Source organism: Microbacterium meiriae (genome assembly GCF_040686935.1).
GTDB classification, from domain to species: Bacteria; Actinomycetota; Actinomycetes; order Actinomycetales; family Microbacteriaceae; genus Microbacterium; species Microbacterium meiriae.
This window is the reverse complement of record NZ_JBFBMF010000001.1, coordinates 135,109-156,453: the sequence shown is the minus strand read 5'-3', so window position 1 is coordinate 156,453 and position 21,345 is coordinate 135,109. Positions and strand designations below refer to the sequence as shown.

At 72.2% G+C, this 21,345-nt stretch carries 18 protein-coding genes and 1 riboswitch; of the genes, 7 read left to right on the top strand and 11 right to left on the bottom strand.

Annotation, left to right across the window (positions count from 1 at the left end):
* Positions 1-58 precede the first annotated feature (58 nt).
* From ribH to AB0P08_RS00720, 6 genes are all read right to left on the bottom strand, one after another.
* Positions 59-532: a 6,7-dimethyl-8-ribityllumazine synthase gene (ribH, locus tag AB0P08_RS00745; protein ID WP_363587493.1), complete on the bottom strand. Its 474-nt coding sequence runs from the start codon at positions 530-532 to the stop codon at positions 59-61.
* Entirely contained in the window at positions 529-1,797 is a 1,269-nt protein-coding gene (gene ribA, locus AB0P08_RS00740; protein WP_363587491.1) for a GTP cyclohydrolase II, read from the bottom strand. The genes ribH and ribA overlap by 4 nt, the downstream gene beginning before the upstream one ends.
* Positions 1,794-2,498: a riboflavin synthase gene (locus AB0P08_RS00735; RefSeq protein ID WP_363587489.1), complete on the bottom strand. Its 705-nt coding sequence runs from the start codon at positions 2,496-2,498 to the stop codon at positions 1,794-1,796. Before AB0P08_RS00735 ends, ribA begins: the two co-directional genes overlap by 4 nt.
* Positions 2,498-3,556, bottom strand: a complete 1,059-nt coding sequence (ribD, locus tag AB0P08_RS00730; protein ID WP_363587487.1) for a bifunctional diaminohydroxyphosphoribosylaminopyrimidine deaminase/5-amino-6-(5-phosphoribosylamino)uracil reductase RibD — start codon at positions 3,554-3,556, stop codon at positions 2,498-2,500. Before ribD ends, AB0P08_RS00735 begins: the two co-directional genes overlap by 1 nt.
* A gap of 66 nt (positions 3,557-3,622) precedes the next feature.
* A riboswitch (FMN riboswitch) is annotated at positions 3,623-3,767 on the bottom strand.
* 66 nt (positions 3,768-3,833) lie between these two features.
* Entirely contained in the window at positions 3,834-4,697 is an 864-nt protein-coding gene (locus tag AB0P08_RS00725) for an Fpg/Nei family DNA glycosylase (RefSeq protein WP_187663563.1), read from the bottom strand.
* A 48-nt stretch (positions 4,698-4,745) separates the two neighbouring features.
* A complete protein-coding gene (locus AB0P08_RS00720) occupies positions 4,746-5,309 on the bottom strand; it encodes a GNAT family N-acetyltransferase (protein ID WP_187663564.1) in 564 nt (187 codons plus the stop codon).
* 142 nt (positions 5,310-5,451) lie between these two features.
* Here AB0P08_RS00720 and mfd point away from each other — a divergent pair, with 142 nt between their 5' ends.
* Both mfd and AB0P08_RS00710 read left to right on the top strand, forming a co-directional pair.
* Complete coding sequence (mfd, locus tag AB0P08_RS00715; RefSeq protein ID WP_363587485.1) at positions 5,452-9,018, top strand: transcription-repair coupling factor; 3,567 nt, start codon at positions 5,452-5,454, stop codon at positions 9,016-9,018.
* Between the two features lie 145 nt (positions 9,019-9,163).
* Entirely contained in the window at positions 9,164-9,760 is a 597-nt protein-coding gene (locus AB0P08_RS00710) for a gamma carbonic anhydrase family protein (protein ID WP_025103909.1), read from the top strand.
* Between the two features lie 74 nt (positions 9,761-9,834).
* Here AB0P08_RS00710 and gdhA read toward each other — a convergent pair whose 3' ends face one another.
* On the bottom strand, positions 9,835-11,205 hold the full coding sequence (gene gdhA / locus AB0P08_RS00705) for an NADP-specific glutamate dehydrogenase (RefSeq protein WP_363587483.1): 1,371 nt from the start codon (positions 11,203-11,205) through the stop codon (positions 9,835-9,837).
* 132 nt (positions 11,206-11,337) lie between these two features.
* Complete coding sequence (locus tag AB0P08_RS00700) at positions 11,338-13,986, bottom strand: phosphoenolpyruvate carboxylase (RefSeq protein WP_522727294.1); 2,649 nt, start codon at positions 13,984-13,986, stop codon at positions 11,338-11,340.
* Positions 13,987-14,160: 174 nt separating this feature from the next.
* Between AB0P08_RS00700 and nhaA the strand changes: the two genes are divergently transcribed.
* From nhaA to AB0P08_RS00680, 4 genes are all read left to right on the top strand, one after another.
* Complete coding sequence (gene nhaA, locus AB0P08_RS00695; protein ID WP_363587479.1) at positions 14,161-15,327, top strand: Na+/H+ antiporter NhaA; 1,167 nt, start codon at positions 14,161-14,163, stop codon at positions 15,325-15,327.
* A 19-nt stretch (positions 15,328-15,346) separates the two neighbouring features.
* Positions 15,347-16,009 (top strand): nucleoside triphosphate pyrophosphohydrolase, encoded by a 663-nt coding sequence (locus tag AB0P08_RS00690; RefSeq protein WP_363587477.1) that lies wholly within the window; start codon positions 15,347-15,349, stop codon positions 16,007-16,009.
* A gap of 67 nt (positions 16,010-16,076) precedes the next feature.
* Positions 16,077-17,327, top strand: coding sequence for a histidine--tRNA ligase (hisS, locus tag AB0P08_RS00685; RefSeq protein WP_363588583.1), 1,251 nt, complete (start codon positions 16,077-16,079; stop codon positions 17,325-17,327).
* Between the two features lie 60 nt (positions 17,328-17,387).
* Positions 17,388-18,191, top strand: coding sequence for an SGNH/GDSL hydrolase family protein (locus AB0P08_RS00680; protein ID WP_363587475.1), 804 nt, complete (start codon positions 17,388-17,390; stop codon positions 18,189-18,191).
* Here the strand turns inward: AB0P08_RS00680 and AB0P08_RS00675 are convergent.
* The gene (locus tag AB0P08_RS00675) at positions 18,160-18,687 is read right to left on the bottom strand and encodes a VOC family protein (protein ID WP_363587473.1); all 528 of its coding nucleotides are present in this window, start codon (positions 18,685-18,687) and stop codon (positions 18,160-18,162) included. The genes AB0P08_RS00680 and AB0P08_RS00675 overlap by 32 nt on opposite strands.
* A gap of 93 nt (positions 18,688-18,780) precedes the next feature.
* Here AB0P08_RS00675 and AB0P08_RS00670 point away from each other — a divergent pair, with 93 nt between their 5' ends.
* Positions 18,781-19,560, top strand: a complete 780-nt coding sequence (locus tag AB0P08_RS00670) for an AraC family transcriptional regulator (protein WP_363587471.1) — start codon at positions 18,781-18,783, stop codon at positions 19,558-19,560.
* A 6-nt stretch (positions 19,561-19,566) separates the two neighbouring features.
* Here AB0P08_RS00670 and AB0P08_RS00665 read toward each other — a convergent pair whose 3' ends face one another.
* Both AB0P08_RS00665 and AB0P08_RS00660 read right to left on the bottom strand, forming a co-directional pair.
* Complete coding sequence (locus AB0P08_RS00665) at positions 19,567-20,850, bottom strand: APC family permease (protein ID WP_363587469.1); 1,284 nt, start codon at positions 20,848-20,850, stop codon at positions 19,567-19,569.
* A complete protein-coding gene (locus AB0P08_RS00660) occupies positions 20,847-21,317 on the bottom strand; it encodes a PaaI family thioesterase (protein ID WP_187663573.1) in 471 nt (156 codons plus the stop codon). Before AB0P08_RS00660 ends, AB0P08_RS00665 begins: the two co-directional genes overlap by 4 nt.
* Positions 21,318-21,345 lie beyond the last annotated feature (28 nt).

Sequence of the window (21,345 nt, the reverse complement as noted above, 5' to 3'; positions counted from 1 at the left end):
CCGCGCCACCAAGGCACGCCTGACCTCGCGCCCGCGATCGGGCGCGAGGCGGAGGGAATCAGCCGCGGAGCCCGCGGATCACGAGGGCGGTGCGCAGCGCCGCGTCCGCGGCCTCCGCGCCCTTGTCCTCCTTCGAGCCCTCCAGGCCTGCGCGGTCCAGCCCCTGCTTCTCGTCGTCGAGCGTGAGCAGCCCGAACCCGACCGGCTTGCCGGCGTCGAGGGAGACACGGGTGAGGCCGTCGGTAGCCGCGGCCGAGACGTACTCGAAGTGCGGCGTGCCGCCGCGGATGATGACCCCGAGGGCGACCACCGCATCCGCACCGCCCGCGAAGGCGGCCTGCGCGGCCACGGCGAGCTCGAACGAACCGGGCACCCGCACCAGGCGATGCGTCGCTCCGGCCTCGGCGAGCACCCGCTGGGCGCCGGCGATCAGGCCGTTCGAGATCACCTCGTGCCAGGTGCCGGCGATCACGACGACCTCCAGCCCCCGCCCGTCGATGTTCCCCGTCTTGGGTGCTCCGGCGCCGCTCATTCCTCGTCCTTTCCCGCCGCGAGGGCCTCGGCGAGCTCTGCTTCGCCGATGATGTGGCCCATGCGGTCGCGCTTGGTCTCCAGGTACTGGTGGTTGTTCGGGCCCACGCCCACGATCAGCGGCACCTGCTCGACGACGTCGAGGCCGAGCTCACGCAGCTTGTTCACCTTGTCGGTGTTGTTGGTGAGCAGCCGGACCTTCGAGACCCCCAGATCGGTGAGGATGCCGGCCGCTGCCGCGTAGTCGCGGGCGTCCGCCGGGAGGCCCAGTGCCAGGTTCGCATCGACGGTGTCCAGGCCGTCCTCCTGCAGGCTGTAGGCGCGCAGCTTGTTGATGAGACCGATGCCCCGGCCCTCGTGTCCCCGCATGTAGATGACGATGCCGCCCTCGCGGTCGATGGCGTCCAGCGCGGCATCCAGCTGCGGGCCGCACTCGCACTTCTGGGATCCGAACGCCTCGCCGGTCAGGCACTCCGAGTGCACGCGCACGAGGGCGGTCTCGGTCGGCTCGCCCGATACGACGGCGATGTGGTCGGTGCCGGTGACGCGGTCCTTGTAGGCCAGGAAGCGGAACGTGCCGTGGTCGGTAGGCACGGTGGCGTCGGCACGGAGGCTCACCCGGCGACCGCGCTGGGCGGCCGGCGTCGCCCCCTCCGGGTCGATCTCGTTGAGATGTACGATGAGCTGCTCGATCGTGATGACCGGCACGCCGTCGCGGGCGCCGAGTTCGAGGAGCCCGGGAAGCCGCATCATGCTGCCGTCCTCGGCGACGACCTCCGCGATCGCGCCGACGGGCCGGAGGCCGGCGAGCTTCATGAGCTCGACCGCGGCCTCGGTGTGACCGCTGCGCTCGCGCACGCCGCCGTCCACGGCCCGGAGCGGGAGCACATGGCCGGGGCGGATGATGCTCGTCGCCGTCGAGTCGGGGTTCGCCAGCACGTTGAGGGTGCGGGCGCGGTCGCTGGCGCTGATCCCGGTCGTCACCCCTTCCGCGGCGTCGACGCTGACGGTGTACGCGGTGGAGCGCGCGTCTTCGCTGGCCGCGACCATCGGCGGGAGGTTGAGGCTGTCCGCGAGGTCGGTGGGCATCGGCGCGCAGATGAACCCGGAGGACCAGCGCACGGTCCAGGCGACCCACTCGGGTGTGGCGAGTTCGGCGGAGAGGACGACGTCGCCCTCGTTCTCGCGATTCTCGTCGTCGGCCACGAGCACGGGGCGTCCTGCGCGCAGCGCCTCCAGGGCTTCGGGGATGGTTGCCAGGCTCATCGCGAGCCCCCTTCCGGTGCGGCGCGGAATGCGAGCAGCCGCTCGACGTGCCGCGCGAGGATGTCGGTCTCGAGGTTCACGCGGTCGCCGACCACGCGGGTGCCGAGGGTGGTCGCCGCCAGGGTCTCCGGGATGAGCGACACCTCGAACCAGTGCCCGCCCCGGGTCCCTGAGCCCTCCAGGGTCCCTGAGCCCTCCTGGGTCCCTGAGCCCTCCTGGGTCCCTGAGCCTGTCGAAGGGGTCGAAGGGCTCACTGCGCTCACCGTCAGCGAGGTGCCGTCGACGGAGATGGAGCCCTTGTCGACGACGAGCGGCGCGAGGTCGTCCGGAAGGCTGATGCGGAGCACGCTCCACTGCGCGCCCGGCCGCACCTCGAGCACGACACCGGTGCCGTCGACGTGGCCCTGCACGATATGCCCGCCGAGCCGCGCACCGACGGGCATCGCCTTCTCGATGTTGACCCTGGTGCCGACGGTCGCCGCGCCGAGGGCCGCGACGTCGAGCGTCTGCTTCATGACGTCGGCGTCGAAGGTCTCGGCGGTGGAGCCGACGACGGTCAGGCAGACGCCGGAGACCGCGATCGACTCGCCGTGAACGGCGTCGGCAGCGGCCTTCGGGGCGCGCACCGTGAGGCGCCAGCCGTCGCCCGACTCCGCGATGGCGGTGATCTCGCCGATCTCCTCGATGATTCCGGTGAACATCAGAGGGTTCCCTCCTTCTCCGGGCCGGTGCGGTCCGGGTCGTCCGCGTCCGCAGGATGCGCGATCGCGAGCAGGTCTGCACCCAACGGCAGCCACTCGTCCACGACGAGGCGACGTGCCTGGTCGATCGAGCGGACACCGACGTCGGTCACGGCCAGGCGGCTCCCGCCGAGCAGGACGGGGGCGACGTACGCGAGCACGCGGTCCGCGAGCCCGGCGGAGAGGAACGCGCTGGCGAGCGTCGGGCCGCCCTCCACGAACAGTGTCTGGATGCCGCGCGCATGCAGCTCGGCGAGGACCGCCGACAGGTCGTGCGTGTCGAAGAACAGCGGCGTGTGCGGATGACGATGCACCGCCGCATCCGCAGGGGTGGCCCTGGTGCCGATCACGACCGGGACGGGCTGGTGGGGCAGGAGGTCGTCGCCGGCGCGGGCGCTGAGCGCGGGGTCGTCGGCGAGCACGGTGCCGGTACCCACCGCGATCGCGTCGGCCTGGGCGCGGCGCCGGTGCACGTCGGCGCGGGCCTCCGGGCCGGTGATCCACTGACTGGAACCGTCGTCCGCCGCAGCCCTGCCGTCGAGGCTCTGCGCCCACTTGACGGTCACGTGCGGACGGCCGAGGCGCGACGCGGTGAGCCAGTCGCCGATCACGGCGCGGGCCTCGGTGGCTCGCTCGCCGGAGTCCACGCTCACGCCCGCGGCGCGCAGCCGCTCCGCGCCGCCGCCGGAGACCTCACCGGGGTCGTCGAGCGCGTAGACGACCCGCGTCACGCCGGCCTCGATGAGCGCGAGCGCGCAGGGGCCGGTGCGACCGGTGTGATTGCAGGGTTCCAGCGTCACGATCGCCGTCGCGCCCCGTGCAGCGCCCGGCGCGAGCTTCGAGAGGGCGTCGACCTCGGCGTGCGGGGTGCCGGAGCCCCGATGCCAGCCTTCGGCCAGCACCTCGCCGTCGGGGGAGAGGATCACGGCGCCCACCTGCGGGTTGACCCCGCGCGGGCCGCGGGTCGCGAGGGCGAGCGCACGATCCATCGCACGGCGCTCTGTCGCGGTCACTGCCATCCGTCGTCGTCCTCTCTGCGGCTCGGGGTCGCTGCAGGCTGGCGGAACGGACGCACGCGCGTGCGCCTCGTGCTGCCTCCCTTCCGGACTAGCGAGGTGTCCCTCGCATCACCGTCGGTTCCGGAATTCCACCGGATCGGCATCCCGATCACTCGGAACGCTCGCGGACTGTCACCGCCGGTTCGGATTCCCACCGACCCCGGAGCACGTTGCTGCTCTGAGTGTACTCAACGCGTCTGCGCCCGTTTCATTCCGTGGCAGGGGCCGTGCCCGGCCCTCACTTGAGCAGGCGGGACAGTCGCCGGTCGGCGAGGACCTTGCCGCCGGTCTGACAGGTGGGGCAGTACTCCAGCGAGCGGTCGGCGAAGAAGACGCTGCGCACCTCGTCGCCGCAGACCGGACACGCCTCGCCCCGGCGGGCGTGCACCCGCATGCCGCGGCGCTTGGCATCCTTGAGGTCGGCCGGAGGTTTGCCCGCGGCAGCAGCGACGGCCTCGGCGAGGGTCTCCTGCATCGCCGCGAACAGCCGGTCGATCTCGGCGTCGTCCAGCGTGCCGGCGATGGCATACGGCGACATGCGGGCTGCATGCAGGATCTCGTCGGAGTAGGCGTTGCCGATACCCGCGATGACGCCCTGGTCGCGGAGCAGCCCCTTGATCTGCATCCGGCGGTCGTCGAGCAGCGCGGCGAAGGCGTCGCGGGTGAAGGACGGGTCGAGCGGATCGGGGCCGAGGCGGGCGATACCCGGCACCTCGGCGGGGTCGCGGACGACGTACACGGCGAGCGACTTCTTCGTCCCGGCCTCGGTCAGGTCGAAACCGCTGCCGTCGTCGAGGGCGATCCGCAGCGCGATGGGCGACTTGCCCGGCTTGAGGAGCGTGGTGGGCAGGGTGTCGTACCAGCGCAGCCATCCCGCCTTCGCCAGGTGGAAGACCAGGTGCAGCTCGGGCCCGCAGGACAGCACCACGAACTTGCCGCGGCGCTCCGCCCCGGTGATCGACGCGCCTTCCAGCGCCGAGATCGGCGGGTCGTAGGTCTTCAGCGCGGCGATCGCGGCCACGGAGGCACGGGTGATCGTGCGTCCGGTGGTGCGCTCGCCGAGGAACGCGACGAGTCCTTCGACCTCCGGCATCTCAGGCATGCAGCCATCCTGTCACCGGGGTCCGACGCTGTCACGCGTGGCGTGCGCTCAGAGCACAGGCCACTCCACCGGCGTCCGGTCGTCGTCGCGCAGCAGCCCGGCGAGCCAGCCGTCGTCCCGACCGCGCTGGCTGGTGAGGCCCTGACGCATGGTGCCCTCGAAGCGGAAGCCGAGGGCGCGGGCGGCGCGGGCGGAGGGGACGTTGCCCACGACGGCCTGCCACCGGATGCGGGCGAGGCCGAGCTCCGCGAAACCCCAGTCGAGCACCGCGCGCGCGGCCTCGACGAGGTAGCCGCGCCCGCGTGCGTCCGCGACGACCCAGTAGCCGAGCTCGGCATGACCCCCGGCCGGATGCTCCCCGATGTGGTGGAGGCCGACCATGCCCACGAGGACGTCGTCGGCGTAGACACCCCAGACGGTCTGCGAGCCGTCCTCCCACCACTGCTCCACGAGGGCGACGAAGTCCTCCGCGTCCTGGCGGAAGTAGGGGGAGGGCACCGTCGTCCACCGCCCGATCTCGGGGTCCTGGCAGGCCTCGGTGATCGCGTCGACGTCGGCCTCCGTCGGAGCGTGGAGGACGAGTCGTGCGGTGGTGAGGGTGACCGGAGGCATCCCTCCAGCCTAAGACGCTCGACCCGGCCCCTTCGGTCCGCCCCGGCCCCTTCCGCGCGTCCGTAACGGGGTGGGAGGCACGGAAAGGGGTGGGACAGGGAGAGTCGACCGCAGTGTCCGTGGGCGCGATTAGGCTTGTCCGGTGACTGTTCCGGGGATTCTGCGCGCCTTGGAAGAGGCGTCTCTGTATCGTGACGCTCTCGCCTGGGCGCACACCGACGCCGACCTCGGCCTGGTCGACGGGCTCGACGCGCCCGTTCTCGCCGGTCTGCTCGCCAAGCGTGCGGCGGCCGGCCACCCGGCGGCGCTGCTGGCCGTGGTGCCCACGGGGCGCCGCGCGGAATCGGTCGCGCAGGCCCTGGAGACCTACGTCCCGGATGCCGAGGTGCTCACCTTCCCGGCCTGGGAGACGCTGCCGCACGAGCGCCTCAGCCCCAGCCCGGACACGGTCGGCCTGCGACTGCAGACCCTGCGCCGCGTCGCCGAATGGACAGGGGAGCGCCCTCTCGTGGTCGTCGCCTCCGTGCGCGCCGCGCTGCAGCCCATCGCCGGGAACCTCGGCGACATCGTGCCGCTGGAGCTGACGGTGGGCAGCCGCGGCAACGAGCTCGACCACGTCGCCGAGCAGCTCGTGGAACGGGCCTACTCCCGCGTCGACATGGTGTCGCGACGGGGCGAGTTCGCCGTCCGCGGCGGCATCCTCGACGTCTTCCCTCCCACGTCCGAACACCCGTACCGCGTGGAGTTCTTCGGCGACGAGATCGATCAGATCCGCGCGTTCTCCGTGGCGGACCAGCGCTCGCTGCCCGGCGACGTGCCAGGCGTCGACCTCCCGCCCAGCCGCGAGCTCCTGCTGACCGCCGAGGTGCGGGAGCGGGCCAGGGCGCTCATCGGGGGCTTCCCCGCCATCAGCGGCATGCTCGAGAAGATGGCCGAGGGCATCCCGGTCGAGGGCATGGAGTCGCTGCTGCCCGCGGTCGCCGGTCCCCTCAAGTCGCTCGTCGAGTACCTGCCCGAGGGCACGGCGACCGCCGTCATCGACCCCGAGCGCTCGACCGCCCGCGCCCTCACCCTCGGCGAGACGAACCGCGAGTTCCTCGACGCCGCCTGGAGCGCGGCGACCTCGGGAGCCTCGGCCCCCATCGACCTCGGCGCCGGCGACTTCCTCACCATCGCCGATCTGCGCGAGGTCGTCCGCGACCGCGGCGGCGTGTGGTGGCGCCTGAGCCCCTTCGGGATCGGCGACGCGACCGCGGAGAGCGTCGAGGCGGCCACCGTCATCCCCTCCTTCCACGGCAACGTCGACGGCGCGATCGCCTTCGTCGACGCGAAGGTCGCCGACGGCTGGCGGGTGGTCGTCCTCGCGACCGGACACGGCCTCGTCGACCGTGCCCGCGACGTGCTCTCCGACCGAGGCATCGCGGCCCGGGTGGTGGAGTCGATCGCGGACGCACCGGACCCGGGGGTCGCGACCCTCACGGTGGGCGGGGTCGAGGCCGGCTTCCAGGTGCCCGAGGCGAAGCTCGCCGTCCTCACCGACAACGAGTTCTACGGCCGCACGATCGGCGGCGACCAGCGCGTCGTCAAGAAGCTCGCGTCCCGTCGGAAGAACGTCGTCGACCCGCTGCAGCTCAAGCAGGGCGACTTCGTGGTGCACGCCACGCACGGCATCGGCCGGTTCGTCGAGATGACCCAGCGCGAGGTCTCCACCGGCGGCCGCAACGCCGCGAAGTCGATCCGCGACTACCTCGTGCTGGAGTACGCGCCGTCCAAGCGCGGCTACCCCGGCGACAAGCTGTACGTGCCCACCGACCAGCTCGACCTCCTGTCGAAGTACGTCGGCGGCGAGGCCCCGACGCTGTCGAAGATGGGCGGCAGCGACTGGGCGCAGGCCAAGGGCAAGGCGCGCAAGGCGGTCCGCGACATCGCCGTCGAGCTCGTCAAGCTCTACTCCGCCCGGATGAGCGCCAAGGGGTACGCCTTCGGCCCTGACACCCCCTGGCAGCGCGAGCTGGAGGAGGCGTTCCCGTTCGCGGAGACCCACGACCAGCTGCAGACCATCGACGAGATCAAGGCCGACATGGAGCGGCCGATCCCGATGGACCGGCTGCTCTCGGGCGACGTCGGCTTCGGCAAGACCGAGGTCGCGGTCCGGGCGGCGTTCAAGGCCATCCAGGACGGCAAGCAGGTGGCGATGCTCGTCCCGACGACCCTGCTCGTGAAGCAGCACCTCGAGACGTTCACGGAGCGCTTCGCCGGGTTCCCGGTCAAGGTGCGGCCGCTGTCGCGGTTCCAGACCGACAAGGAGGCGCGGCTCACCCTGCAGGGCCTGCTCGACGGCTCCGTGGACATGGTGATCGGCACGCACCGCATCCTCACGGACCAGGTGCTGTTCAAGGACCTCGGCCTCATGATCATCGACGAGGAGCAGCGGTTCGGCGTCGAGCACAAGGACGCGCTGAAGAAGATGAAGACCAACGTCGACATCCTCGCCATGAGCGCCACCCCGATCCCGCGCACCCTGGAGATGGCGGTCACCGGCATCCGCGAGATGTCGACCCTCGCCACGCCGCCGGAGGATCGGCACCCGATCCTCTCGTTCGTCGGGCCCCGCAGCGACAAGCAGATCGCCGCCGCCATCCGCCGCGAGGTCCTTCGCGAGGGCCAGGTCTTCTTCGTGCACAACCGCGTGCAGTCGATCCAGCGCGTCGCGGCGGAGCTCGCCGAGCTGGTCCCCGAGGCGCGGATCGCCGTCGCGCACGGCCAGATGGGCGAGCACGCGCTGGAGCAGGTCGTCGACGACTTCTGGGAGCGCAAGTTCGACGTCCTGGTGTCGACCACGATCATCGAGACCGGCCTCGACATCTCCAACGCGAACACGATCATCATCGACCGCGCCGACAAGTACGGTCTGAGCCAGCTCCACCAGCTCCGCGGACGCGTGGGTCGCGGACGGGAGCGCGCCTACGCGTACTTCCTCTACGACGACATGAAGCCGCTGAGCGAGACCGCAGCCGACCGGCTGCAGACCATCGCGGTCAACAACGACCTCGGCTCCGGTATGCAGGTCGCCCTCAAGGACCTCGAGCTGCGCGGTGCGGGCAACCTCCTCGGCGCCGAGCAGGCCGGACACATCGCGGGGGTCGGCTTCGACCTCTATCTGCGCATGATCGGCGAGGCCGTCGCGACCTTCCGGGGCGAGGAGGTCGAGACCGGGCAGGAGCTCCGACTCGAGCTGCCGCTCGACGCCCGGATCCCGGAGGACTACATCGACAGCGAACGCCTCCGGCTCGAGGCGTACCAGAAGCTCTCCGCCGCCTCGGCCGCGACCGCGAAGGACGACGCGATCGACCTCGTGGTGGAGGAGCTCGTCGACCGGTACGGCACGCCGCCGGACGAGGTCACGAGACTCGTGTCGATCGCGCGACTGCGGCGCCGGGCGGCCAGGGCCGGGCTCACCGACGTCGTGGCCATGGGCTCGAACCTGCGCCTCGCGCCCGCCCGCCTCGAGGACTCGATCAAGGTCCGGCTGCAGCGGCTCTATCCGAAGGCGAAGCTCGTCTCCGGCGGGGAGGCTCTCGTCGTGCCGATGCCCACGGTGCCCGCCGCGGTCGGCGTGGGCGTGGAGCCGCTGCCCGACGCGGAACTGCTCGCCTGGGTCGACCAGCTGTTCACCGCCATCTTCCCCGAGCCCGCCAAGCCCGAGTGACCCGGCCGGCGGTCGCGGCCGCCTCCGCCGTGCACGACTGCGGAGCCCGCGGACGACACGCCGTCGCCGGCGGCTCGGGTCCGGCGTGTCGGTGATGATCTCCGAAGTCGTGCACGCCGCAGACGCCGGGGGCTAGTCTGGCCGCATGTTGTACGAGCACCTCGGGGCTCGCCCCCGCATCCACGACACCGCCGTCGTCGCTCCCACCGCCGTCATCTCCGGCGACGTGGAGCTCGGACCCGGCTGCCAGGTGCTGCACGGCGCCGTCATCACCGCGGAGGGCGGCCCCATCACCCTCGGGGCGCACGTCATCGTCATGGAGAACGCGCTGATCAGGGCGACCGCGGCCAACGCCGTCCACATCGGGGCGCACACCCTCGTCGGCACGCTGGCGAGCATCGCGGGGGCCACCGTGGGCGAGGAGGTGTTCTTCGCGTCCGGGGCCCGGGTCTTCAACGGGGCGCTCGTCGGGGACCGCTGCGAGGTGCGGGTCAACGCCATCGTGCATCGCCGGGCCGTGCTGCCGTCGGGGACGGTGGTGCCGATCGGGTGGGTCGCGGTTGGCGATCCGGTGCAGCTGCTCTCACCCGACAGGGACGCGGAGATCGCGGCGGCCCAGCCCGAGCTCGACTTCCCCGGACACGTCTTCGGCGTCGACCGGGACACTCCCGACCTCATGGTCCAGCTCACGGAGCGCTACGGCAGCTCCCTCGCGCGGCACGCCGACGACCGCCAGGTCTGACCGCACACCCTTCGAATCGCCCGGATGGTCGCATCCCGGCCGGATTCACGACCAATCAGGCGATTCGAACCGGGTCAGATGACGCCCTGGGCGAGCATCGCCGCAGCGACGCGCTCGAAGCCGGCGATATTGGCACCGGCCACGTAGTCGCCGGGGACTCCGTGACGCTCGGCGGCCTCGAAGGCGGCACGGTGGATGTCGCCCATGATCTCGCGGAGCTTGTTCTCACTGTCACCGAAGCTCCAGCGCTGCCGCGAGGCGTTCTGGCTCATCTCCAGCGCGGAGGTCGCGACACCGCCCGCGTTCGCTGCCTTGCCCGGGGCGAACAGCACGCCCGCCTTCTGGAAGGCCTCGACCGCCTCGGGGACGCACGGCATGTTGGCGCCCTCGGACACAGCACGCACGCCGTTCGCGATGAGGGCCTCCGCGTCGGCGAGGCTGACCTCGTTCTGCGTGGCGGAGGGCACCGCGATGTCCACGGGCACGTCCCACACGCTGCCGCTCTCCACGAAGCGGGCGCTGGGGCGGCGGTTCGCGTACTCGACGATGCGGGCGCGCTCGACCTCCTTGAGCTGACGCAGCAGGTCGAGATCGATGCCCGCGTCGTCGACGACGTAGCCGGAGGAGTCGGACGCCGTGACCGCGGTCGCGCCGAGCTGGGCGGCCTTCTGGATCGCGTAGATCGCCACGTTGCCGGAGCCCGAGATGCCGACGCGCTTGCCGTCGAGGGAGTCGCCGTGCACGCCGAGCATCTCCTGCGCGAAGAACACCGCGCCGTAGCCCGTGGCCTCCGTCCGCACCTCGGCGCCGCCCCAGCCGGTGCCCTTGCCCGTGAACATGCCGGACTCGTGGCGGTTGGTGACCTTGCGGTACTGGCCGAAGAGGTAGCCGATCTCGCGGCCGCCGACGCCGATGTCACCCGCGGGGACGTCGGTGTGCTCGCCGAGGTGCCGGTAGAGCTCGTTCATGAACGACTGGCAGAACCGCATGACCTCGGCGTCGGACTTCCCGTGCGGGTCGAAGTCGGAGCCGCCCTTGCCGCCGCCGATGCCCTGACCGGTGAGCGCGTTCTTGAAGATCTGCTCGAAGCCGAGGAACTTGATGATCGAGAGGTTGACCGACGGGTGGAACCGCAGGCCGCCCTTGTACGGGCCGAGCACGGAGGAGAACTGGATGCGGTACCCGCGGTTGACCTGCAGCTTCCCGGCATCGTCGACCCACGGCACGCGGAACATGATCTGCCGCTCCGGCTCGACCAGGCGCTCCAGGATCCCGCCGTCCACGTATTCCGGGTGGCGCTCCAGCACCGGGGCGATGGAGTGCAGCACCTCGTGGACGGCCTGGTGGAACTCCGGCTCGTGCGGGCTGCGTGCCAGCACCGTGTCGAAGACGGGCTGCACGGAGGCGGCGAGCGGGTGGAAGTCGGTGGGGGTGGTGACGGTCACGCGGGAGGGCTTTCTGATGGGGGATGGGGTGCGGGCGATCGTGTCGCGCGCGAAAGCAGAGCCGGGTGAGGCGGAGGTTTCACTCTAGCGTCGGCGACGAGGGCCTCCGCGCACGCGGCGGGAGGGCTCGGGTCACCCGGTGTTCTGGAGGCCGGCGGCGACCCCGCTGACGGACAGGAGGAGCAGGCGCTGCTGTTCGGCGTCGGCTCCCGAGCCCTCCGGCTGCTCCGGCGCCGACCGGAGAGCGCGGAGCGCCCGCAGCTGCAGGAGCGAGAGGGCGTCGACGTACGGGCTGCGCAGCTGCACGGCCCGCTGCAGCACGGGCTTGTTCTCCAGCAGGCCCTCGCCACCGGTGAGTCGGATGACCCAGCGGCGGGTGAGCGCGAGCTCGTCGAGCACCAGGGCGGCGAGGTCGTCGCGGTCGCCGAGGGCGAGGTACTGCCGGGCGATGCGCTCGTCGGTCTTGGCGAGGCTCATCGCGACGTTGTCGACCATCGTGCGCAGCAGCGGCCACTCGCGGTAGGCCTCCGCCAGCAGCTCCTCGTCGCCGACAGCCTCGAGCGCGGTGCCGAGTCCGAACCAGCCGGCGAGGTTGATGCGGGCCTGCGTCCACGCGAACACCCAGGGGATGGCCCGGAGGTCCTCCAGCGACTCGACCGAGAGGCCGCGGCGGGCGGGTCGCGACCCGAGCGCGAGCAGGCCGACCTCCTCCATCGGGGTCACGGTGGCGAACCACGGGGCGAAGCCCTCGGCCTTGACGAGCGCGAAGAACCGCTCGCGCGAGGCGGCGTCCATGGTCGCGGCGACATCGGCGTAGCGGGCTGCTGCGCTGCTGGTGCGTTCCTCGACCGTGGGGGACGAGGCGAGCAGCGTCGCCGCGGCGACCTGGTCGATGTGCCGCATCGCGATCGCGGGCTCGCCGTAGCGGGCGAAGATGACCTCGCCCTGCTCGGTGAGCTTGAACCGGCCGTCGACCGAGTGCGGGGGCTGCGCGAGGATCGCCGAGTTCGCGGGACCGCCGCCACGGCCGAGCGCACCGCCGCGGCCGTGGAAGAGGGTCAGTTCGATGCCGGACTCCTGCGCCCAGCGGGCGATCTTCTCCTGCGCCGTGTACAGCGCCAGGTTCGCGGCGACGGGCCCGACGTCCTTGGAGGAGTCGGAGTAGCCGAGCATGACCTCCAGCCGGTTCCCTGTGGCGGCCATCCGCTCGCGGAACTCGGGGAAGGTGACGGCCTCGGCGAGGATCTCCGGGGCGGCCTGGAGGTCGGCGAAGGTCTCGAACAGGGGCACGACGTCGAGCACCGGGGCGTCGTCGCCGAGCGCGTGGCGGGCGAGGCGGTGCACGTTCGCGAGGTCGGAGGCCGCCTGTGTGAAGGAGACGACGTAGCGGCCCGCGGCGCGAAGCCCCCGGTCGCGCTGGATGTCCGCGATCGCGCGGAACACCTCCAGCACCTCCTCCGTCTGCGTGCTGATCGCCCCGCCGGCCTCCAACTCGGCCAGAGCCTTCGCGTGCACCTGGGAGTGCTGGCGCACCTCGAGCTCCGTGAGGTGGAAGCCGTAGGTCTCGACCTGCCAGATCAGGTGCTGCACGCCCCCGAAGGCGTGGCGGCGGGCTCCGGCGGCGACGAGGGAGGACTGCACGGCGCGCAGCTCCGCGAGCAGCTCTTCGGGACCGGTGTAGCCCTCGTCGTCTCCGCGGCGGGTGGCCGCCACGCGGCGGGCCATGACGAGGACGACACGGCGGTGCGGCTCGTCGGGCGAGCGGGCTGCGAGTTCGTCGGCGACCGCCGGCTCTGCGGCCGCGAAACGCTCCCAGAGCGCGATGACTTCGGTGCTGGGCGGGGTGTCGTCGGCGGCGAGCGTGAGGGTGCGGCCGATCCGGTCGAGTGCCCGCTCGAGCCCGCGGAGCACGTGGTCGGAGGCGATCTGCGACGCCTCACGGGTCACGGCGGCGGTGACGAACGGGTTGCCGTCGCGGTCGCCGCCGACCCAGGAGCCGATACGCACGAACGCGGGGACGACCGGAGCGCTGGCGCCGGACTCCTCGCCGCGGAGGGCGTCGTCGATCCGGCGGTAGACGTGCGGGACCGTGGTGAACAGCGTCTCGTCGAAGACGCCCATGACGGTGCGCACCTCGTCGGTCGGTGAGGGCTTCTGTGCGCGCAGCGGCGCCGTCCGCCAGAGGGTGTCGATCTCCTCGAGCATCCGGCGGCGGGCCCGGTGCTCCTCGGAGCCGCCGGCGCTCGCCGCGTCGTGCTGGGTGAGCAGCTCGGAGAGGCGGCGGATGCTCGACGAGACGGCGCGTCGACGGGCCTCGGTCGGGTGCGCCGTGAAGACCGGGTGGAAGCGCAGGCCGTCCAGACGCCGGCGGGCCTCGTCGTCGCCGACCTCCTCGCGCAGCCGGGCGTACGCCCCCGCGACCGTGTCCGTCGCCTGGGTCCCTGAGCCTGTCGAAGGGCCCGAGCCCCCCTGGGCCCCTGAGCCTGTCGAAGGGCTCGGCTGTCCCGCCCGCTCCCGGAGCACGCGCACGCGCTGGTGCTCCTCGGCGAGGTTCACGAGGTGGAAGTAGCAGGTGAACGCCCTGGCGACCTCGTCGGCGCGGGCGATCGTGAAGGAGTCGGCGATCGCCGCGGCGCGGTCGAACGCGTCGGAGCTGTGGTCCTCGTAGGCCTGGATCGTCGCGAGGCGCAGGCGCTCGACGTCCTCGAAGAGGTCGTCGCCGCCGGCTTCGCGGAGCACCTGGCCGAGGAGCTGGCCCAGCATCCGCACGTCGGAGCGCATGGCATCGGGGATGCCGCGACCGGCTTCGAAACGACCGATCACGCGGATGGCCTCGGTGGGCGTCGGCTCGGAGAAAGCGGGGGAATCGGGGGTCACCCTCCGAGAGTAGCCGGGTGGATCGGGGTGTCCCGCACGCATGACGACCGTGTGACATCCCGGCCTACGATGGACGGGATGCGCATCACAGCGAACCCCCTCCGCGGGCAGCAGTTCCCCGCCGTCCTCCTGCTCGTGGCCGCCGGCCTCGGCCTCCTCTTCGCGAACCTGCCCACGCACGACGCGATCGCCGGACTGCTGGAGACGCATCTCGCGGTCCCAGGGACGGCGCTGGACCTCTCGATCGCGCACTGGGTGTCGGACGGCCTGCTCGCGATCTTCTTCCTCGTCGTGGCGATCGAGCTGCGGCACGAGCTCACCCACGGCGAGCTCGACTCCCCGCGGAAGGCTGTGCAGCCGGCCATCGCGGCGACCGGCGGCGTGCTCGTGCCGATCCTCGTGTACCTGCTGATCGCGGGCGGGCCGGAGACGGCGTCGGGCTGGCCGATCCCGACCGCCACCGACATCGCCTTCGCACTCGGCGTGCTGGCGATGTTCGGTCGCGGACTGCCCTCCCGGGTGCGGGTGTTCCTGCTGGCCCTTGCGATCCTCGACGACATCATCGGCATCATCTTCATCGCGGTGCTCTTCGCGCACGACGTGCAGTGGCTCCTCTTCGGTCTCGCGATCGTCGGGGTGGCCGTGTTCTGGTTGCTGAGCCGCCTGCTGCATGCCACCGGCCACACACTCGTCGCGGTCGCGATGGCCGTCGTCGGCGTCGTCACGTGGGGCCTCGTCGCCTCGTCCGGCATCCACGCGACCATCGCCGGCGTGATGCTCGGCCTCGTCATGGCGCCGGTACCCGCCGGACGCACCCGGCATGCGCTGGAGCCGACCGTGAACGGGGCGATCCTGCCGCTGTTCGCGTTCGTGGCGGCGTTCGTCGTGATCCCGGCGGTCTCGCCGACGGCCCTGTCCCCGGCGTTCTGGGCGATCGTCGTAGCGCTGCCGGTCGGGAAGGTCATCGGCATCTCCCTGTTCGGCTGGCTCGCCATGCGCATCCGGCCGACGGGCGCCGACCCGGCGCTGCCCTTCGCGGACATCGTCGCCGCTGGCGCCCTGGGCGGTATCGGATTCACCGTCTCGCTCCTGCTCGCGAACCTCGCGTTCGAGGGCGATGCGGTCATCCGGGACCAGGCGATCCTCGGCGTCCTCGTGGGCTCGCTGCTCGCGCTGATCCTGTCCGGCATCGTCGTCACCCTGCGCGCCCGGTGGTACCGTCGCGCTGCGCCCATCCCCGCGTGAGCCGGAGTCCGGAGGAAGCATGACCAGCGAGCAGCGAGGACCCGAGGGCATCGATGATCCGCTGCGTGCGGCCGCGGAGACCATGCGCACGGTGCGGGAGCGGTGCGTGTGGTCGCAGCGCATCACGCATCGCGATCTCGTGCCGTACCTCATCGAGGAGTCCCACGAGGTGATCGACGCGGTCGAGGACGGGTCTCGCGCCGACCTCCGCGAGGAACTCGGCGATCTGCTGTGGCAGGTGCTCTTCCACGCCGCCATCGCGGCGCAGGATCCGGACGACCCCTTCGACATCGACGATGTGGCCCGCACGCTCACCGAGAAGATGGTGCGGCGGCACCCGCACGTGTTCGGCGGCGAGGTCGCGGAGACGCCGGAGGAGGTGCTCGTGCACTGGAACGCCGCCAAAGCAGCGGAGAAGCGCACCCGCCGCAGCGTGCTCGACGGGATCCCGCGCGCGATGCCGGCCCTCGCCCGCGCCCAGAAGATGTCGGGCCGTGCCGCCGGTGCCGGCGTGGTGCCCACGCATCCGTCCGCCATGCGCCCGTCTTCGGAGGAGGAACTCGGCGATGCCCTGCTCGCCCTCGTGGACACCGCCAGGGCCGAGGGCTGGGACGCGGAGCGCGCGCTCCGGGAACGGCTGACGCGCCTGGAGGACGAGGTCCGCGCCGCCGAGGCCGGCTGACGCGACGCGGACACCGCCGCCGACCTGGGAAGATGGACGGGTGGCTACCGTGAACGCGCCGCGCGGCATGCGCGACTTCCTCCCCGCCGACAAGGCCCGCCGTGAGCGGGTGCTCTCCGTCATCCGCGACCGCTATCGCGCGCACGGATTCGATGAGATCGAGACCCCCGTGGTCGAGGAGTACGACCGGCTGCATGCCGGCATCGGCGGCGACAACGAGAAGCTGTCGTTCAACATCCTGCGCCGCGGCCTGGATGCGGAGGCCATCCGCGCCGCTGCCGATGACCCCGCCGAGCTCTCCGATCTCGGCCTGCGCTACGACCTGACGGTGCCGCTCGCCCGCTTCTACGCGAGCAACCGCGGGCAGCTCCCCGGTGTCTTCCGGTCCATCCAGATCGGGCCCGTGTGGCGGGCCGAGCGCCCGCAGAAGGGGCGCTACCGCCAGTTCGTCCAGTGCGACATCGACATCATCGGCGACGCGTCGGCGCGCGCGGAGGCCGAGCTGCTGGCGGCCTCGCTCGACACCGTCGACGCGCTGGGTCTGGAGGGCGCGAGCGTGCGGATCAACGACCGCCGCGTCCTGGAGTGGATGCTCGAGCACTTCGGCTTCACCGAGGACGAGCGCCCGCAGGTGCTGATCACGATCGACAAGCTCGACAAGATCGGACCGGAGGGCGTGGCCGCCGAGCTCCGCGAGCGGGGGGCGACGGCCACGGCGGTCGACGCGTTCCAGGCCTTCCTCGGTCGCCCGCAGACGCTCGAGTACCACCCGTTCGGCGACCGCCAGATCCGCAAGGCGCTCCCGGACGGCGCGCCGGACGAGCTCATCGCCCACCTCGTCGGCATCGGCGAGGCGGTCGCGGCGGGGCGCGGGCAGGACGACATCCCTCTCGTGTTCGACCCCTTCCTCGTGCGGGGCATGGGCTACTACACGGGGACCATCTTCGAGCTCGCGCACCCCTCCGTGACATACTCGCTCGGCGGCGGTGGACGGTACGACGGCATGATCGGCCGGTTCCTGCAGCAGGAGGTCCCCGCGGTGGGCTTCTCCCTCGGCTTCGAGCGCCTGGTCGACCTCGTCTCGACGGATCCGGCGACCGCCGCGCAGGCCATCGTGCTCGTCCACGACGCCGCCGTCCCCGTGGCGGAGCTCGTGGCGCACAAGACGGCTCTCGTCGCCAAGGGCGCGCGGGTGCGACTCGAGCAGCGGACGAAGAACCTCAAGGCGCTGCTGGAACGGTCAGCGGCGGACGGGTACACGCACTTCGCGAGCGTGCGGCCGGGAGACGACGAGCTCGAGATCAAGACGCTGGCCTGAGTCGCCCCCGTCGGAAGACGCGTTCACCGGGCGTTCACGACGGTCGGCTCGAATCGGGCCGTGCGCCGCCTGCCTCTCCTCACCGTCATCGCGCTCGCCGCGGTCCTGCTCGTGGGAGCCCGCGCGGTCCTCGACCGGCAGGCCGCCGTCGCGCGCCGGCGCATCGGGAAGCCGCTGGGGGAGCAGTCGCTCGACGCCGACCGTGTCTGGCGCCCAGGGCTCGAGGGCGAGCCGCTCGACCTCCTGCTGCTGGGCGACTCCCTCGCTGCCGGCCTGGGAGCGGCACGGCGGAAGGAGACCCTCGGGGCGCGGCTCGCGAAGGCGACGGCACGCCGACTCGGGCGTCCGGTGCGGCTGCGCACCGCCGCGGTCGTGGGCGCGGAGTCGCGGGATCTCGCCGGGCAGATCTCCCGGCTCCCCACGGACTATCGCCCCGACGTCGCCGTGATCGTGGTCGGCGGAAACGACGTCACCCACCGCCTCCCGCCCGCGGAGTCGGCACGGCATCTGCGCGAGGCCATCGTCCGCCTGCACGCGCTCGGTGCCCGCGTCGTCGTCGGCACCTGCCCCGACCTCGGCGCCCTGCGTGCCGTGCCCCAGCCGCTGCGCCGCATCGCCTCCGGTCTGTCCCGGCGGCTGGCCGAGGTGCAGGCGGAGGCGGCAGGCCGAGAGGGCGCGGAGACGGTCGACCTGCGGCGCGCCGTGGGGCCGATGTTCTTCGACGAGCCCGAGGAGATGTTCAGCCTCGACCGCTTCCATCCGAGCGCCCTCGGCTACCGCCGCACCGCGGAGGCGTTGCTGCCCGCGGTCGAGCGCTCCGCCGTGGCCGCTTTCAGCTCTCGGCGCCCTCCGGTGCCGCAGTGAAGGAGGCGGCCCACGCAGCCACCCGTCGGGCGCTCTCCTCGTCGGACAGATCCTCCACGCGCGTCATGATCGACCACCGCACGCCGAACGGGTCGCGGATGCTCGCGTAGCGGTCGCCGGAGACGAAAAGGGACGGCGCCTCGCGGACGGTCGCCCCCGCTTCGACGGCGCGCGCGACCACGGCGTCCACATCCGGGACATAGAGACCCATCGAATAGCAGTCGTCCTCTCCCGGGGGAGCCGGCACGAGGTGGTACTCGGGACTGGGTTCGCCGAGCTGGAGCCGACCGAGTCCGAAGTCGAGGTCGGCGTGCGCGACGGTGCCGCCGAACTCCGTGACGTCGACCACGCGGGCACCGAAGACGTCCCGGTAGAACTCGACGGCGCGGGCGGCGTCGGGGATCGCGAGGAAGGGGGTGAGCGAGGTCGCGCTGTGCGGGCGGCCGTCGGTCGTGTGTGCGCCGGTCACGCCGGCCGGAGGTGTCTGATCCGTCATGTCGCCACGGTAGGACGGGGAGGGCGACAGCCGCTTGAAGATCCGCGACACGTCCTCGACGACACGTCGGTGGCGCGCTCTACGCTGGGGGCCATGGTGGACCGGACGCGCGGAGTGCTCTACCCCGCGCGGCTGCCCGCGTTCCATCGGCTGCCCCCGCCGGCAGATGCCGCGGCGCTCGTCGCCTGGTTCTGGATCCCGGAGTGGAGCCTCCCGGAGGGCGAGGTGTCCCGGCAGGAGATCGTCTCGTATCCGGCCGTCAACCTCGTCGTCGCCCCCGAGGGCGTGTCGATCTCGGGCGCCACGACACGGGCGTCGACCAGGGAGCTGCGGGGGTCGGGGTGGGCTGTCGGCGCTCTCCTGCGCCCGGCGGCCGTCGTGGCCCTCACCGACGACGCGCCGGGTCTGGTCGACGCGGAGCGGTCCTTCGACGCGCCCGATCTGCACGAGGGGGTGACGGCGGCGATGCGGTCACAGCCCGGGCGACGGGAGCGCGCCGTCGCGGTCTTCTCCGCGTGGCTGTCTCAGCGCGTCGGCCCGGTCGGCGCGGTGGGGCGGCAGGCCAACGCGATGCTCGACGTGCTGCTGGGGGAGGGGGCGGCGCTGACTCCGGAGGAGGCGGCGACCCGACTCGCGGTCTCGGTGCGCACGCTGCAGCGGCTCACGCACCGCACCGTCGGGCTCTCGCCGGGCGCGATCATCCGCCGCCGCCGGTTGCAGGAGGCGGCACAGCGTCTCCGCGAGGAGCCGGAGACGGATCTGACGTCGCTCGCCGCCGCGCTGGGGTACGCCGACCACGCCCATCTCACGCGCGACTTCGCGGCCGTCCTCGGTCTGCCACCCCGCGACTATCGCGCGGGTGTCTCCGGCTGAGACCGATCAGGGCCGCCCGCGCTGCGGCCACCGCATCCGCACGGCCCGTCCGGCGATGCCGAGCAGCACGACGCCTGTGCCGAGGAGCGAGGCGAGGACGGGGAGCGTGCTCACCAGCACGAGACAGCCGAGCGCTCCTCCCACCTGCAGCATCCGCGGGTAGCGTCGGGCGGCCCCCTGCTGGCGGAACGCGGCGGCGTTCGCGATGAGGTAGTACAGCAGCACGCCGAAGGACGAGAACCCGATCACCTCCCGGAGGTCTCCCACGAGCACCAGCCCGATCACGATGACGGCGAGGGTGATCTCGGCGCGGCGCGGCACCTGGTTCCGGTCGTCGATACGGGCGAGGACCCGAGGGAGATCGCCTTCCCGCGCCATGGCGAGCGTCGTGCGGCCGATGCCGGTGAGCAGGGCGAGCAGAGCGCCGAGGGAGGCGGCCGCCGCGGCGATCCGCACCACGGGGGCGAACGCCGACCAGCCGGCCGCGGTGAGGACGTCGGCCAGGGGCGCGGCCGCTCCCCGCGCGTCGCCGCCGAGGACGAGGAGCACCACGAGGCCCACGAGCGCGTAGACGACGACGGCACCGCCGAGAGCGAGCACGATCGCGCGCGGGATCGTCCGCGCGGGGTCCACCACCTCCTCACCCATCGTCGCGATCCGGGCGTAGCCCGCGAAGGCGAAGAAGAGCAGCCCGGCGCCCTGCAGCACCCCGTAGACGGTCGCGTCAGGCAGTGGTGCGGGCGAGGCGGTCGGCGCGGCGCCGAAGCCGACCGCCACCACGACCGCGAGCCCGAGGAGGGAGCACGCCACGAGGATGCGGGTCGCCAGCGCCGTCCGGGTCACGCCCAGGCAGTTCACGACCGCGAGGGCGGCGACGGCGATCACGGCGACGGGGGTCTGCCATCCCGCCGGCGCGGCGTAGGCGGCGAAGGTCATGGCCATGGCGGCGCAGCTCGCGATCTTGCCGATCACGAAGCTCCATCCGGCGACGAAGCCCCACCACGGTCCGATCTCCGCCCGCGCATAGGCGTACGTGCCGCCGGCGACCGGGTGCACAGCGGCGAGCTGCGCGGAGGCGGTGGCGTTCGCGTAGGCGACCGCGGCGGCGATCGCGAGGGCGACGAGCGTCGCGTTTCCGGCGACGTCGACGGCCGGACCCCAGACCGCGAACACGCCGGCGCCGATCATCGATCCGAGGCCGATCGCTACGGCGTCCGGCAGCGTCAGGCGGCGGGCGAGGGGCATCCGGTCATCGTCCCACGCCGGGGTGAACGGCGGGTGACGGGTCATCCCCGCGCTGCGGTGACGCGCTTCTTCTCGCGGATGTAGACCTCGCGGCGCACCTTCGCCACGACGTCCCCGTGGCGATCGGTGATGACGGTCTCGAACCACTCGAGCACTTTGGCCCCGCCGTGGGCACGCTGTCGCAACTCCTCGGCCTTCTCCCGCGTCACCTCGAACTCCGCGGTCAGCACCCCACGCCCCGGCTTGAGGAACTCGATCTCGCCGCGCGTGTCCCATACGACGTAGTCCCGCCCGAGCTGGTGCATGACGAGCATGAAGAAGTAGGGATCGGTCATCGCCGACATCGACCCGCCGAACGCGGTCTTCACATAGTTGCGGGTGAGGAGGTTCACGTGCAGCTCCACGGTCGCGCGCGTCCAGTCGTCGCTGAACCGGCGGACACGGATGCCGCTGCACAGGTTGGGGATCCAGAGGCTCATGCCGAGGGCGAGGCGGCGGGGCGTGATGCGCATGAGGTCAGTGTGGAGGATACGCGCGGCT